The sequence below is a fragment of the Pantoea sp. B550 genome, assembly GCF_024158165.1.
In the GTDB taxonomy this organism is placed as follows: Bacteria; Pseudomonadota; Gammaproteobacteria; order Enterobacterales; family Enterobacteriaceae; genus Pantoea; species Pantoea alfalfae.
In genome coordinates, this window is sequence record NZ_JAMYXI010000003.1 from 2,962,004 (window position 1) to 2,975,861 (window position 13,858).

At 55.4% G+C, this 13,858-nt stretch carries 13 protein-coding genes and 1 other annotated feature; of the genes, 7 read left to right on the plus strand and 6 right to left on the minus strand.

Annotation, left to right across the window (positions count from 1 at the left end):
- Positions 1-26 precede the first annotated feature (26 nt).
- Both NIM72_RS16770 and NIM72_RS16775 read right to left on the minus strand, forming a co-directional pair.
- Positions 27-3,182, minus strand: a complete 3,156-nt coding sequence (locus NIM72_RS16770; RefSeq protein ID WP_222924419.1) for an efflux RND transporter permease subunit — start codon at positions 3,180-3,182, stop codon at positions 27-29.
- A gap of 16 nt (positions 3,183-3,198) precedes the next feature.
- On the minus strand, positions 3,199-4,392 hold the full coding sequence (locus NIM72_RS16775) for an efflux RND transporter periplasmic adaptor subunit (protein ID WP_161731955.1): 1,194 nt from the start codon (positions 4,390-4,392) through the stop codon (positions 3,199-3,201).
- A gap of 142 nt (positions 4,393-4,534) precedes the next feature.
- Between NIM72_RS16775 and acrR the strand changes: the two genes are divergently transcribed.
- A complete protein-coding gene (gene acrR, locus NIM72_RS16780; protein WP_033731781.1) occupies positions 4,535-5,173 on the plus strand; it encodes a multidrug efflux transporter transcriptional repressor AcrR in 639 nt (212 codons plus the stop codon).
- On the opposite strand, the gene rsmS is transcribed toward acrR, so the two are convergent.
- Genes rsmS through priC form a run of 3 tightly spaced genes read right to left on the minus strand, consistent with a single transcriptional unit; the run spans position 5,170 to position 6,164 of the window.
- Positions 5,170-5,322, minus strand: coding sequence for a pleiotropic regulatory protein RsmS (rsmS, locus tag NIM72_RS16785; protein ID WP_161731957.1), 153 nt, complete (start codon positions 5,320-5,322; stop codon positions 5,170-5,172). The two genes, acrR and rsmS, sit on opposite strands and share 4 nt — an antisense overlap.
- Before the next feature lie 8 nt (positions 5,323-5,330).
- Positions 5,331-5,576, minus strand: coding sequence for a hypothetical protein (locus NIM72_RS16790; protein WP_161731959.1), 246 nt, complete (start codon positions 5,574-5,576; stop codon positions 5,331-5,333).
- A gap of 57 nt (positions 5,577-5,633) precedes the next feature.
- A complete protein-coding gene (priC, locus tag NIM72_RS16795) occupies positions 5,634-6,164 on the minus strand; it encodes a primosomal replication protein PriC (RefSeq protein ID WP_253421227.1) in 531 nt (176 codons plus the stop codon).
- Positions 6,165-6,221: 57 nt separating this feature from the next.
- On the opposite strand from priC, the gene NIM72_RS16800 reads away from it, so the two are divergent.
- The 6 genes from NIM72_RS16800 to htpG all read left to right on the plus strand — a co-directional run bounded on the left by NIM72_RS16800 (position 6,222) and on the right by htpG (position 12,499).
- Positions 6,222-6,611, plus strand: coding sequence for a DUF454 family protein (locus NIM72_RS16800; RefSeq protein ID WP_161731963.1), 390 nt, complete (start codon positions 6,222-6,224; stop codon positions 6,609-6,611).
- A 144-nt stretch (positions 6,612-6,755) separates the two neighbouring features.
- Entirely contained in the window at positions 6,756-7,307 is a 552-nt protein-coding gene (gene apt, locus NIM72_RS16805) for an adenine phosphoribosyltransferase (RefSeq protein WP_013357022.1), read from the plus strand.
- Between the two features lie 157 nt (positions 7,308-7,464).
- Positions 7,465-9,534 (plus strand): DNA polymerase III subunit gamma/tau, encoded by a 2,070-nt coding sequence (gene dnaX / locus NIM72_RS16810; RefSeq protein ID WP_253421229.1) that lies wholly within the window; start codon positions 7,465-7,467, stop codon positions 9,532-9,534.
- Positions 8,876-8,937: a sequence feature (DnaX frameshifting element), on the plus strand. Its footprint overlaps the gene before it by 62 nt.
- A gap of 55 nt (positions 9,535-9,589) precedes the next feature.
- A complete protein-coding gene (locus NIM72_RS16815; RefSeq protein ID WP_003850423.1) occupies positions 9,590-9,922 on the plus strand; it encodes a YbaB/EbfC family nucleoid-associated protein in 333 nt (110 codons plus the stop codon).
- A complete protein-coding gene (gene recR, locus NIM72_RS16820) occupies positions 9,922-10,527 on the plus strand; it encodes a recombination mediator RecR (RefSeq protein ID WP_222924412.1) in 606 nt (201 codons plus the stop codon). The genes NIM72_RS16815 and recR overlap by 1 nt, the downstream gene beginning before the upstream one ends.
- Positions 10,528-10,624: 97 nt before the next feature.
- The gene (gene htpG, locus NIM72_RS16825; RefSeq protein ID WP_161731969.1) at positions 10,625-12,499 is read left to right on the plus strand and encodes a molecular chaperone HtpG; all 1,875 of its coding nucleotides are present in this window, start codon (positions 10,625-10,627) and stop codon (positions 12,497-12,499) included.
- Between the two features lie 345 nt (positions 12,500-12,844).
- Here htpG and NIM72_RS16830 read toward each other — a convergent pair whose 3' ends face one another.
- Entirely contained in the window at positions 12,845-13,714 is an 870-nt protein-coding gene (locus NIM72_RS16830; RefSeq protein ID WP_222924411.1) for a LysR substrate-binding domain-containing protein, read from the minus strand.
- Between the last annotated feature and the right edge of the window lie 144 nt (positions 13,715-13,858).

The window sequence follows — 13,858 nt, forward strand, 5'->3', positions numbered from 1 at the left end:
TTGCGCGGCCTCAGATGATTTACAGCTTAGTGAGTCTGGTCAGCCTCAACCGGATGACTTCTGGATGATTCGTCTTTTTTCTTGCCAAAGCGGCGGCGTACCACCACAAAGAACACAGGAACGAAGAAGATCGCCAGTATGGTCGCGGTGACCATGCCCCCGATAACGCCAGTACCTACGGCGTTTTGTGAACCGGAGCCAGCACCCGTACTGATCGCCAGCGGCAGTACCCCGAGAATAAACGCCAGCGACGTCATCAGGATAGGACGCAGACGCATACGACAGGCTTCCAGTGCTGCTTCAATCAGCCCTTTACCCTCTTTATCCATCAAATCCTTGGCAAATTCGACGATAAGGATGGCGTTCTTGGTCGAGAGGCCGATGGTTGTCAATAACCCCACCACGAAGTAGACGTCATTACTCAGGCCACGCAGCGTGGTAAAGATCAGCGCACCTATGACCCCAAGTGGAACAACCAGCATGACCGAGAAGGGAATCGACCAGCTCTCGTACAGTGCGGCAAGACACAGGAAGACCACAATTAGCGAGATGGCATAGAGCGCAGGAGCCTGGTTGCCTGACAGACGTTCCTGATAGGACATACCGGTCCAGTCATAGCCGATGCCCGCAGGCAGCTTCGCCGCCAGCTCTTCCATCAGGTCCATTGCTGCACCGGAGCTTTTGCCTGGTGCGGCCTGTCCCAGAATTTCCATCGCAGGCAGACCGTTGTAACGTTCGAGACGCGGTGAACCATATTGCCACTTCGCTGACGAGAAGGCAGAGAAGGGCACCATAGTTCCACTGCTGTTACGCACGTACCATTTACCAATGTCGTCCGGCAGCATACGGGAATCCGCATTACCCATGACGTAAACTTTCTTCACACGACCGCGGTCGATAAAGTCGTTTACGTAAGAGCCGCCCCAGGAGGCTGCCAGCGTGGTATTGATATCACTCAGTGATACGCCCAGCGCCTGCGCTTTTTCCTGATCGATAGTCAGTTTGTACTGCGGTGTATCTTCCATCCCGTTAGGGCGAACACCCACCAGCGTATCAGGATGCTGCGCAATCATACCGAACAGCTGATTACGTGCTTCTGTCAGCTTATCGTGGCCGAGGTTGTTCTGATCAATCAGCTCAAAGTCAAAGCCGGTCGCATTACCCAGTTCGATAATTGCTGGCAGGTTGAAAGGAATGACCATCGCATCTTTGATCGCCCCCAGCGCCTGCATGGCACGGCCAGCAATCGCCGGAACTTTCATGTCGCTACCGGCACGCTCATCCCACGGCTTAAGACTGACAAAGGCGATACCGGTGTTCTGTCCACGACCAGCAAAGCCGAAGCCGTTAACGGTGAACACCGATTTAACCGTATCTTTCTCTTGCGTCAGGAAGTAATCCGACACCTGATCCAGCACTTTCTGGGTACGTTCCTGAGTAGCACCCGCTGGCAGCTGTGCCTGAGCGAGCAGCAGACCCTGATCCTCTTCCGGTAAGAATGAAGAGGGCAGTCGCATAAACAGAAACGCCATACCGACCACGATCAGCAGGTAGATCACCATATAGCGACCCGTACTGCGGATCATGTGGCCGACGCTGTCGACATAGTGGTGGGTGCTTTTGTCGAACATGCGGTTGAACCAGCCAAAGAAACCGGTGGTTTTACCGTGCTCGCCTTTTTTAACCGGCTTCAGCATGGTGGCACAGAGTGCCGGCGTCAGAATAAAGGCGACCAGCACCGACAACGCCATCGCTGAAACGATAGTGATTGAGAACTGACGATAAATAACGCCGGTCGAACCACCAAAGAACGCCATCGGAATAAATACGGCGGCAAGCACCAGCGCGATACCGACCAGCGCGCCCTGAATCTGCTCCATAGAACGCTTGGTCGCTTCTTTTGGCGGCAATCCTTCTTCCGCCATGACGCGCTCGACGTTCTCGACCACCACGATGGCGTCATCCACCAGCAAGCCGATGGCCAGCACCATCCCGAACATCGTCAGGGTATTTATCGAATAACCAAACGCGCTGATAACGGCAAACGTACCCAGCAATACCACGGGCACGGCGATGGTAGGAATCAACGTGGCACGGAAGTTTTGCAGGAACAGGTACATGACCAGGAACACCAGCACAATCGCTTCGATCAGCGTTTTCACTACTTCGAAAATCGAGATCTTAACGAATGGGGTGGTGTCATACGGATAGACTACTTTTAACCCGGCCGGGAACGTTGGCTGCAATTTGGCCAGTTCGGCTTTCACCGCATTGGCGGTATCCAGCGCATTCGCACCTGTGGCCAGCTTGATACCGATACCGGACGCAGGCTTGCCGTTATAACGGGCAATGATCTCGTAGTTTTCTGCGCCGAGTTCAATTCTGGCCACATCACGCAGACGAACCTGAGAACCATCCTCGTTCACTTTGAGCAGAATTTTACCGAACTCATCCGTTGAGGTCAGACGGGTTTGCGCAATGATTGAGGCGTTAAGCTGCTGGCCCGGAACCGGAGGCGTACCACCTAACTGACCGGCAGCGACCTGGGTGTTCTGAGTGTTCAGCGCGCTGATCACATCGACCGGTGTCAGGTTGTAGTTGTTCAGCTTGTGCGGATCCATCCAGATACGCATCGCGTACTGCGCACCAAATACCTGGGTATCACCCACGCCTTTAGTACGGCTGATGGGATCTTTGATGGACGACGAAATGAAATCAGAAATATCATTCTGCGTCATATTGTCATCGTCGCTGATGAAGCCCGCAACCATCAGGAAGCTGCTGGAGGATTTTTTAACCTGAATCCCCTGTTGCTGCACTTCCTGCGGCAGCAGCGGCGTCGCCAGCTGCAGTTTGTTCTGCACCTGAACCTGCGCGATGTCCGCATCTGTTCCTGACTCAAAAGAGATAGTCAGGGTCAGCGTACCGGATGAGTCGCTGCTCGAGGACATATACATCAGTCCATCGATACCGTTCATGTTTTGCTCAATGACCTGCGTCACCGAGTCCTGCAGCGTTTTTGCATCCGCACCAGGGTAGGTCGCCTGAATCTCAATTGCCGGCGGCGCAACATTGGGATATTGCTCGATCGGAAGTTTGAGAATCGATAGCGCACCGACCAGCATGATGATGATGGCGAGCACCCACGCAAAGATGGGGCGATCGATAAAGAACTTAGCCATGAATCAACGGCTCCTGTTATGACGATGACTTGTCAGACTGCGGTTTTGAATCGGGTGCCGCTTTCGCATCGTCTGAGACTTCTTGTGGAGTAACCTGTGCGCCTGGCTTGGCACGCTGCAGTCCGGTGCTGATCACACGTTCGCCTGCTTTAACGCCGTCGGTCACTAACCACTTGTCGCCAATCGCCTGAGAGGTGGTGACCTGACGTGATTCGACTTTGTTATCTGCACCTACGACCATCACGGTTGCCTGACCCGTTGGCGTGCGGGTAACTGCCTGTTGGGGCACCAGCATTGCATTCGGGTTGATCCCCTCATCCAGACGCGCACGAACAAACATGCCCGGTAACAGCGTGTGGTTCGGGTTCGGGACAATGGCGCGTAGGGTGATGGAACCGGTGGTTTCATCAACGGTCACGTCAGAGAACTCCAGCGTACCGGTCTGTGCATAGCTGCTGCCGTTCTGCATCAGCAGCGTCACGTTGGCTTTGCCATCGTTCTGCTTCAGCTGACCCGACTCGAGTTCTGAACGTAAGCGCATGAAATCTTCGCTCGACTGGGTCACGTCGACATACATTGGATCAAGCTGCTGCACGGTAGCGAGCGCGTTGGTTTGTGCGCTTTGTACCAATGCACCTTCGGTAACAGAGGATTTACCGATGCGGCCACTGATAGGCGAGGTCACTTTGGTGTAAGCCAGGTTAATACGGGCCGTTTCAACATTGGCTTTTGCCACCTGCACGGCAGCATCGTTTTGCGCGGCAGTAGCAACGGCGGTGTCATAATCCTGCTGACTGATATATTTGGTGCCGAGCAGCGGTTTATAGCGCTTGACGGTCAGCTGAGCGATGCGAGCATTCGCCTGAGCCTGTGTCAAATCGCCTTTAGCGCTGTCGTAAGCAGCCTGATAAGTCGCCGGATCGATCTGATAAAGAGACTGACCTGCTTTGACATCGCTGCCTTCAACAAAATTACGCTTCAGAATGATACCGGAAACCTGCGGACGGACTTCAGCCACACGATATGCTGAGGTGCGGCCAGGGAGTTCAGTCGAAATTTTCAGGGGTTCAGTTTTAAGTGTCACAACACCCACTGCTGGCGGTTGCTGGGCGGCTTGTTCGGATTTATTGTTGTCACATCCTGTTAACAAAAAGCTGCCTGATAGCATCAGGACGGCCGCCAGAGGCGATAATCCTCTGATTTTATTCATAAATAAACCTCTAGTGTCCGATATCAATTGGTCAATGGATCACAAACTGAAAAACCCATTGCTGTGTCAAGTCGCAGGTCATGCTATGGTACATACATTCACAAATGTATGTAAACTTACCTGTTTGTAAAAAAAGCCCCTTATGGCACGAAAAACCAAAGCGCAAGCACTTGAAACGCGACATCAAATTCTTGATGCCGCCATTGTTCTGTTTTCGCAGCAGGGCGTCTCAGCCACTTCTCTTGCAGAGATTGCCACCGCGGCCAGTGTCACGCGTGGGGCTATCTACTGGCACTTCAAAAATAAAGCCGATGTGTTACATGAAATATGGCTTCGTTGTGATGCTGGTCTGGACGATGTGGAACTTGAGTATCAGACAAAATACCCTGGCGATCCACTCTCTGTGTTGCGCGCAATGCTGGTCTATATCTTTGATGCAACAGCAAAGGATCCACAGCGCCGCGCTTTGATGGAGATCATTTTCCATAAATGTGAATTTGTGGGCGAAATGTCGGCGCTGAAAAATATTCAACAAAGCCTGCTGCTGGAGTGCTATGACAAAATAGAAGATGTTCTGCGTCAGTGTATTGAAGCCGGACAACTTCCGGGTAGTCTCAGTACGCGACAGGCCGCACTTATCCTGCGTGGTTACGTTAATGGCATGATGGAAAGCTGGCTTTTTGCGCCTGAAAGTTTTGATTTAGCCGCTGACGCGCCAACGCTGGTCAATGCCTTTATTGATATGCTGCGTCTTAGCCCGACGCTGACTGCTCAGCGCTAAGCAGGCTGCCCATCGCGCTTGTTCTCGAAATCGCGCTGCACGATGGCCAGCGCTGAAAGCACCGTTTCCACCGGTAACTGATGCTCTTCCAGAAGCTGGATCAAATCCACTGCCAGTTTGACGTCGTCAGGGGCATTTTCCAGTGACATTTTTTCTCCTAAATACGTAAGCGGGCCGCGACCAGCAGCATCAGCACTGCGCCGAGGATCGCCATGCCCAGCGCGCCAGCATGCAACGTTGCCAGCGAGCCCAGTTCAAAATAGGTGGCGATATAGCCGCCAATCAGTGCGCCGATCATCGACAGCGTCAGGGTTGCCATCAGACCGCCGGGTCGTCCCGGCATCAGCAGACGCTTCAGCAATCCCAGTAGCAGCCCGCATAGCAGCCAGCTTAGTAAGCCCATTTTTCGTCTCCGCGCCGAATTACACCCAGTATAGAAGCGCTTTTATCTCGTTGCGCTTTATTCGCCGTCTTCACTGCCGCGCAATGACGAGGCCCACTCAACCGAGCGAATCGCCTGTCGACAGCGTGCCAGTCGTCCCTCTAACGTTTCCAGATCCTGCTTAAGCTGATGCTGTACCGCCAGGGTTTCAGCGAGTGCCAGCCGCTGCTCACGCTGATCGATCATCGCCAGTAAACGCCGTTCAAATTCACGGTACTCCTGATATCTGGTCGCGCGTGGGTTCTTTATTGGCTGTTCGCGTCGGGTACGCAGCTGTTGGGTACTCGCCTCGCGTTGCAGGGCGGCAATCTGATCGACCAGGCGTTCAGCCAGCCAGGCACTGCGGGCCAGGTCATGGCTGACATCGCATAATCGGGCGAAGTTCTGTTCCACCTCCTGCAGATAATCCGCCAGTCGCGTGCCTTTGGTCTGGAATAGCTGCGTATCAAAACGTGGCAGACGGCAAACGCCATCGGGATGGCGGGCTATCTCCTGACGCAGGGCGATAAGGAGCTGGTGCAGGCGCTGTTGTACACCGATCGCACTCATCGTGTGGCCCTGAGTTGTGCTAACTTACGCTGATGAGGAAAGAGCTGGGCGAGATTCATGCAACGCATTCTGTTATTAACCCTCGGCTGGCTGGCGATTGTGCTGGGGACGCTGGGCATTGTATTACCATTATTACCCACCACGCCATTCATGCTGCTGGCGGCCTGGTGTTTTGCCCGTTCATCGCCGCGTTTCCATCACTGGCTGCTGTGGACATCGCCTTTTGGCCGCTATCTGCGTCACTGGCAACAGCATCGCGCCATGCCACCGGGTGCCAAAGTGCGCGCGATCTTCCTGATAGTCGCGACCTTTAGTCTCTCACTTTTTCTGGTGCATCAGCTCTGGGTTCGCATCGTGCTCCTGATCATGCTGGCGGCGCTGCTGCTGTTTATGTGGCGTATTCCGGTGGTGGCAGAAACAGCGGACGCACCGCCGCCGCCGCGATAAAGTTGCATTTAGCCGGTCATTTGCTTAGATTTGGGCGTCTTCGTGCGTGGCTTCCCTTTGTGAATTGACTTCCGCTGAGCCTTTTATCAGGTATTAGCGCTTTTGAAGCTGCGCGAAACAGAATTTTTTACCAGGCGTATCATTATGACCGACACTGCGCAGCAGCTTGAATTCATTAAAAACAGCATTAAAAGTATCCCCGATTATCCTAAGCCAGGCATCCTGTTCCGCGATGTCACCAGCCTGCTGGAAGATCCGAAAGCCTATGCTGCGTCGATTGCGCTGCTGGTTGAGCGTTACCGTAATAAAGGCATCACCAAAGTGGTAGGCACGGAAGCGCGCGGTTTTCTGTTTGGTGCACCCGTGGCATTAGGTCTGGGTGTCGGTTTTGTTCCGGTTCGTAAACCTGGCAAACTGCCGCGTGAGGTTTACAGCGAATCCTATGAGCTGGAATACGGCACCGATAAGCTGGAATTGCACAAAGATGCCATCCAGCCAGGCGATCTGGTGCTGGTGGTTGACGATCTGCTGGCGACCGGCGGGACTATTGAAGCGACGGTTAAACTGATTCGCCGTGCTGGCGGTGAAGTGAAAGACGCAGCCTTCATTATTAACCTGTTCGATCTGACTGGTGAATCGCGTCTCAATGCCCTGGGCGTTGAAAGCTATAGCCTGGTCAAATTCCCCGGCCACTAAGCCACGCTTTTGGCCTCGCCACCCGGCGAGGCCGTCACGCCTCCGGCGTCAAGATAACGAGTGCCAGCCAAAAGCGTAGCTGATAGACTACTGCAATCTTATACAGGGGTTGCAGAGCGTCTGCGCTCATCTTTCCATCCAACTTCGTCGAATCCACATGAGCTATCAGGTACTTGCGCGAAAATGGCGTCCCCAGGCTTTTGCTGATGTTGTCGGTCAGGAACATGTTCTGACGGCGCTGGCGAATGGATTGTCTCTGGGACGCATCCATCATGCTTATCTCTTCTCCGGCACCCGCGGCGTAGGGAAAACCACTATTGCGCGTCTGCTGGCCAAAGGCCTTAACTGCGAAACCGGTATCACCGCCACGCCCTGTGGTCAGTGCGATAATTGCCGTGAAATCGAGCAGGGCCGCTTTGTCGATCTGATTGAGATTGACGCCGCATCACGCACCAAAGTTGAAGACACCCGCGATCTGCTCGACAACGTGCAGTACGCGCCGGCGCGTGGCCGTTTCAAAGTCTATCTGATCGATGAAGTGCACATGCTGTCGCGTCACAGCTTTAATGCGCTGTTAAAGACGCTGGAAGAGCCACCTTCACACGTTAAATTTCTGCTGGCGACCACCGATCCGCAGAAACTGCCGGTGACCATTCTCTCGCGCTGCCTGCAGTTCCACCTCAAAGCGCTGGATGTTGATCAAATCCGTCAGCAGCTTGAGCATGTGCTGAAGCAGGAACAGATTGAGAGCGAAACCCGGGCACTGCAGCTGCTGGCGCGCGCCGCCGATGGCAGTATGCGCGATGCGCTGAGCCTCACCGACCAGGCGATTGCCATGGGGCAGGGCGCGGTGACCAGCAGCACGGTCAGCGTTATGCTCGGCACGCTGGATGATGAACAGCCGCTGGGGCTGCTTGAAGCGCTGGTTGACGGTAACGGTCAGCAGGTAATGAACCTGCTGAGCCAGGCCGCGTCACGCGGGGTGGAGTGGGAGGCGCTGCTGGTCGAGATGCTGCGCCTGCTGCACCAGATTGCGATGGTGCAACTGCTGCCGGCCTCGCTTAATGACGACGACGAAAGCAATGCGATCCGGCTGCGTGAACTGGCCCGCGTCGTACCACCCGCCGATTTGCAGCTCTATTATCAGACACTGCTGATGGGCCGCAAGGATCTGCCGATTGCGCCCGATCGCCGCATGGGCGTTGAGATGACGCTGCTGCGCGCCCTGGCGTTTCATCCCAAAGCGGCAGTGGCTGAACCGATTGCGCGTCCCGTGTTAACGGAACAGATGGCATCTGTTGCTCCTGCGCCGACGTCACCGACACCATCCGGTCCTTCGCCTGTAGCACGACACACGACAGCACAGCCAGCCACACCGTCACCTGCTCAGACAAGGTCGCCCGTAGCTCAGCAGCCGATGCCTGCGTCGCAACAGCAGGTTGCCGCTCAGCCACAGATGGCCGCGCCCGATCCGGCTCTGCAGCCTGCGCCGCCACCGGATGCGGCACCTGACACTGCACTCTCCAGCTCCACCAGCCAGCTCCTGCAGGCGCGCACGCAGTTGCTGCGTCAGGGAGCGTACAAGCCAAAAAAGAGTGAGCCGGCGGCGCCAGGTGCGCGGCCGGCCAACTCCGCGCTGGAGCGGCTGGCCTCGGTCACCGAGCGCAGTCAGCAGCGTATCCGCGATCGTGAGCCTGCCGTCCCGGTAAAAGAGGAAGCATACCGCTGGAAAGCGGTTAATCAGCCGGTTGAAGTAGCGGAGCCGGTGGCGACGCCTAAGGCCTTGCGTTCCGCGCTGGAGCATGAGAAAACCCCTGAGCTGGCGGCGCGTCTGGCGGAAGAAGCCCAGCAGCGCGATTCCTGGGCCGCAGAGATTGCAACCCTGCCGTTGCCGAAGCTGGTGCAGCAGCTGGCATTAAATGCCTGGAAAGAGACAACCGAAAATGGCGTCTGCCTGCACCTGCGCAGCAGCCAGCGTCACCTTAATTCACCGTCGGCGCAGCAGGTCTTAAGCGATGCGCTTAGCCAGAGTGCAGGGCAGAAAGTTGAACTCTCTGTCGTTGAAGACGATAATTCATCGGTGTTGACGCCACTGGAGTGGCGTCAGGCCATTTACGAAGAGAAACTGGCGCAGGCGCGTCAGTCGATCACCTGTGATACCCACATCCAGACGCTGCAACGATTTTTTGATGCCGATCTGGATGAGGAGAGTATCCGACCTGTTTAGACACGCTGCTGCTATCGTAACGATAGCGTTGTAGCCTTAGCTGAGAGAGAAAACTATGTTTGGTGGTAAAGGCGGATTGGGCAACCTGATGAAACAGGCCCAGCAGATGCAGGACAAAATGGCCAAGGTTCAGGAAGAGATCGCCGCGATTGAAGTGACCGGTGAATCGGGTGCTGGCCTGGTAAAAGTCACCATTAACGGCGCGCACAACTGCCGTCGCGTGGAAGTCGATCCCAGCCTGCTGGAAGATGACAAAGATATGCTGGAAGATTTGATTGCCGCCGCGTTCAACGATGCGGCACGTCGCATTGATGAAACCCAGAAAGAGAAGATGGCGTCTGTTTCCTCAGGCATGCAGCTGCCACCAGGCTTTAAGATGCCGTTCTGATGCAAACCAGTCCACTGCTTGAATCATTGATGGAGTCGCTGCGCTGTCTGCCTGGCGTTGGGCCGAAGTCGGCACAGCGCATGGCTTTTCAGCTGCTGCAGCGCGATCGCAGCGGTGGCATGCGGCTGGCGCAGGCGCTGACCCGCGCGATGTCGGAGATCGGACACTGTGCCGACTGCCGGACATTTACCGAGCAGGAAATTTGCACCATCTGCGCCAATCCACGGCGTCAGCAGAATGGTCAAATCTGCGTGGTGGAAAGCCCGGCAGATATCCACGCCATTGAGCAAACCGGCCAGTTTGGCGGTCGCTATTTTGTGCTGATGGGGCATCTCTCGCCGCTCGACGGCATCGGTCCGGCGGATATCGGCCTGGACCGTCTGGAGCAGCGGCTGGAGAATGAAACGCTGCAGGAAGTGATTCTCGCCACCAACCCGACGGTAGAAGGCGAGGCAACCGCAAACTACATCGCGGAGCTCTGTGGTCAGTATGGCGTTGACGCCAGCCGTATCGCGCACGGTGTGCCGGTAGGCGGAGAGCTGGAGATGGTGGATGGCACCACGCTGTCCCACTCGCTGGCAGGCCGCCAGAAGTTTAAATTTTAATCACTTGCCGGTGTTGTGACAGACACCGGCTTGAAATTCCTTCTGTCATCCCCACATCAACCTCAACGTTTGTTCAACCTGTTTTGTTGAGGTAGCAATGACCATGAAAGGACAAGAGACCCGTGGCTTTCAGTCGGAAGTAAAACAACTTCTGCACCTGATGATCCATTCTCTCTATTCAAACAAAGAGATTTTCCTGCGTGAGCTGATCTCCAACGCCTCGGATGCGGCAGACAAACTGCGCTTCCGCGCCCTGTCAGATTCCAGCCTCTATGAAGGTGATGGCGAGCTGCGTGTCCGTCTCTCTGTTGATAAGGACAACCGTACCCTCACGCTCAGTGATAACGGCATCGGTATGCGTCGCGATGAGGTCATTGAGAACCTCGGGACTATTGCCAAATCAGGCACCAAATCTTTCCTGGAATCCCTGGGCTCCGATCAGGCGAAAGACAGCCAGCTGATCGGTCAGTTCGGTGTCGGTTTCTACTCTGCCTTTATCGTGGCGGATAAAGTCACGGTGCGTACCCGTGCCGCGGGCGCATCAGCCGATGAAGGCGTGTTCTGGGAATCCGCGGGCGAGGGCGAATATACCCTGGCTGAGATCGAGAAAGCCGATCGCGGTACTGAGATCACCCTGCATCTGCGCGAAGGCGAGGATGAGTTCCTGGACGCATGGCGCGTGCGCAGCATCATCAGCAAATATTCCGATCACATCGCGCTGCCGGTTGAGATTGAGAGCAAAGACGAAGAGGGCGAAGGAACGCACTGGGAGAAGATCAACAAAGCCCAGGCGCTGTGGACCCGCAACAAGTCTGAGATCAGCGACGACGAGTACAACGAGTTCTACAAGCATATCGCCCATGACTATAGCGACCCTGTCGCCTGGAGCCACAATCGGGTGGAAGGTAAGCAGGAATATACCAGCCTGCTCTACATCCCGGCGCGTGCGCCATTCGATATGTGGAACCGCGATCAGAAACATGGCTTGAAACTCTACGTGCAGCGCGTCTTTATCATGGATGACGCTGAGCAGTTTATGCCGAACTATCTGCGCTTTGTGCGTGGTCTGATTGACTCCAACGATCTGCCGCTGAACGTCTCCCGTGAGATCCTGCAGGACAGCCGCGTGACCCAGAGCCTGCGCGCTGCGCTGACGAAGCGGACCCTGCAGATGCTGGAAAAACTGGCGAAAGAGGACAACGAGAAATATCAGACCTTCTGGAATGAGTTCGGTCTGGTGCTGAAAGAAGGTCCGGCAGAAGATCACGCCAACCAGGAAACGATCGCTAAGCTGCTGCGCTTCGCCACCACCCAGAGCGAAGGTTCAGCACAGACCATTTCGCTGGAAGACTACGTCAGCCGCATGGTGGAAGGTCAGGAGAAGATATATTACATCACTGCTGACAGCTATGCCGCTGCGAAGAGCAGCCCGCATCTGGAGCTGTTCCGCAAGAAAGGCATTGAGGTGCTGCTGCTCTCCGATCGCATCGACGAATGGATGATGAGCTACCTCACTGAGTTTGACGGTAAAACCTTCCAGTCGGTCAGCAAAGCGGATGAGTCGCTGAGCAAGCTGGCTGATGAAGAGACCGAAGAGCAGAAAGAGGCGGAAAAAGCGCTGGAGCCGTTTGTTGAGCGTGTGAAAAATCTGCTGGGCGAACGCGTGAAAGAGGTGCGTCTGACGCATCGTCTGACTGACACGCCAGCGATTGTGACTACCGATGCCAATGAGATGACCACGCAGATGGCGAAGCTGTTTGCGGCGGCCGGGCAGGACGTGCCGGAAGTGAAGTACCTGTTTGAAATCAACCCGGATCACCCGCTGGTGAAACGTGTTGCCGATACGCAGGATGAAGCACGCTTCGGTGAGTGGATTGAGCTGCTGCTGGATCAGGCGTTGCTGGCCGAGCGCGGCACGCTGGACGATCCTAACCAGTTTATCCGTCGCATGAACCAGTTGCTGACGGCATAATGCTTACAGGCCGGTGGTTTTCACCGGCCTCAGACGGCTGATAAAGTCAAAGCAGGGGCTGGACTGCTGTCAGATCGAGCCAGCGCAGAAAACACGGTCAGATCGAAAAGACGCAAAAGCCGTCATCCATGACCCACTCGGCCCGCGCGATTACGCACCTCATCCCGGAGGTGCGCCCGTTACCGCGCCAACGCTCTGCGTTGTTCAAAAACGCCTGGCGTTTTTGTCCATGGCGCGGGACGCTTTCCTCTTCTGACCGTGTTCCCTGCGAACCGGATTCATTCGATGCGGCCAGAGGCCAGGCGCACTCATAAAAATCAAGCCGGTGATCATCACCGGCTTTTTTTAGGGTTGTGCGGCATCCCGCAGCCAGTCACGAAACAGACTAATCTCCGTATCATGACGCCGGCTCTGCTTCGTCATCATCCAGGTTGCCCGCTCGACGGGGACAAAGCCAAGCGGCGCAAGCAACGTACCATCCTCCAGCTCTTTGCGTACCAGCAGATGCGGTGCCATCAACACGCCAAGGCCGCTTCGTGCAGCCTGAATAGCCAGCGTCAGCGACTCAAAATGCTTACCGCGATTAAAATGGCCACTGTACCCCGTTTTTGCCGCCCACTCTGACCATGCGTGTAGTCGGGTATCCGCGTGCAGCAAGGGCAGGGTAGCCAGATCTTCGCCGACCCGCAGCTGAGAAGCAAAATGCGGTGCGCAGAGCGGTCCGGTCTCATCTTCGCTGACCAGCGTCGCGTCTAAATCAGCTTCAGGTGGCTCACTATGACTGAGGATCAGCACATCCACGTGTTCACTGCGCAGTTCCGAAACCTGCGTCAGCGGCTGGAAGTGAACCTCAATCTCCGGATAGCGTTGATAAAAGCTGGCGATACGGGGAATCAGCCATTGTGACAAAAAGCTGGGCGCACAGGAGATCCGAATCTGCTGAAGCAGACCGGTACGAATGTTCTCACAGCTGCTGCGTAACTCACTGAATGCCTGCTGACAGCTCAGCAACAGGCGGTCGCCATGTGAGGTCAGTTTCACCCGGCCATTACTGCGGACAAAAAGTGGTTTGCCCATCCAGCTCTCCAGCTGACGAATCTGGTGGCTAATGGCGCTGTGCGTAACATGCAGATGGTCGGCCGCCACACTAAAGCTGCTGTGTAAGGCTGCCTGGTGAAAATAGTGCAGCGCTCTTAGTGGCGGCAGTCCGTTCATCCTCATCTCCTGTGCAAAAAACTAACAGAGATTGTCAATTTATATCATTTTAAAGTCCAGACGCATTGACCTACTCTGAATGGCAAATTCTGGCGGGTTGACTCAGCCTGATATCTGTGGTTTTTCACCGATATTCCGCCTCGC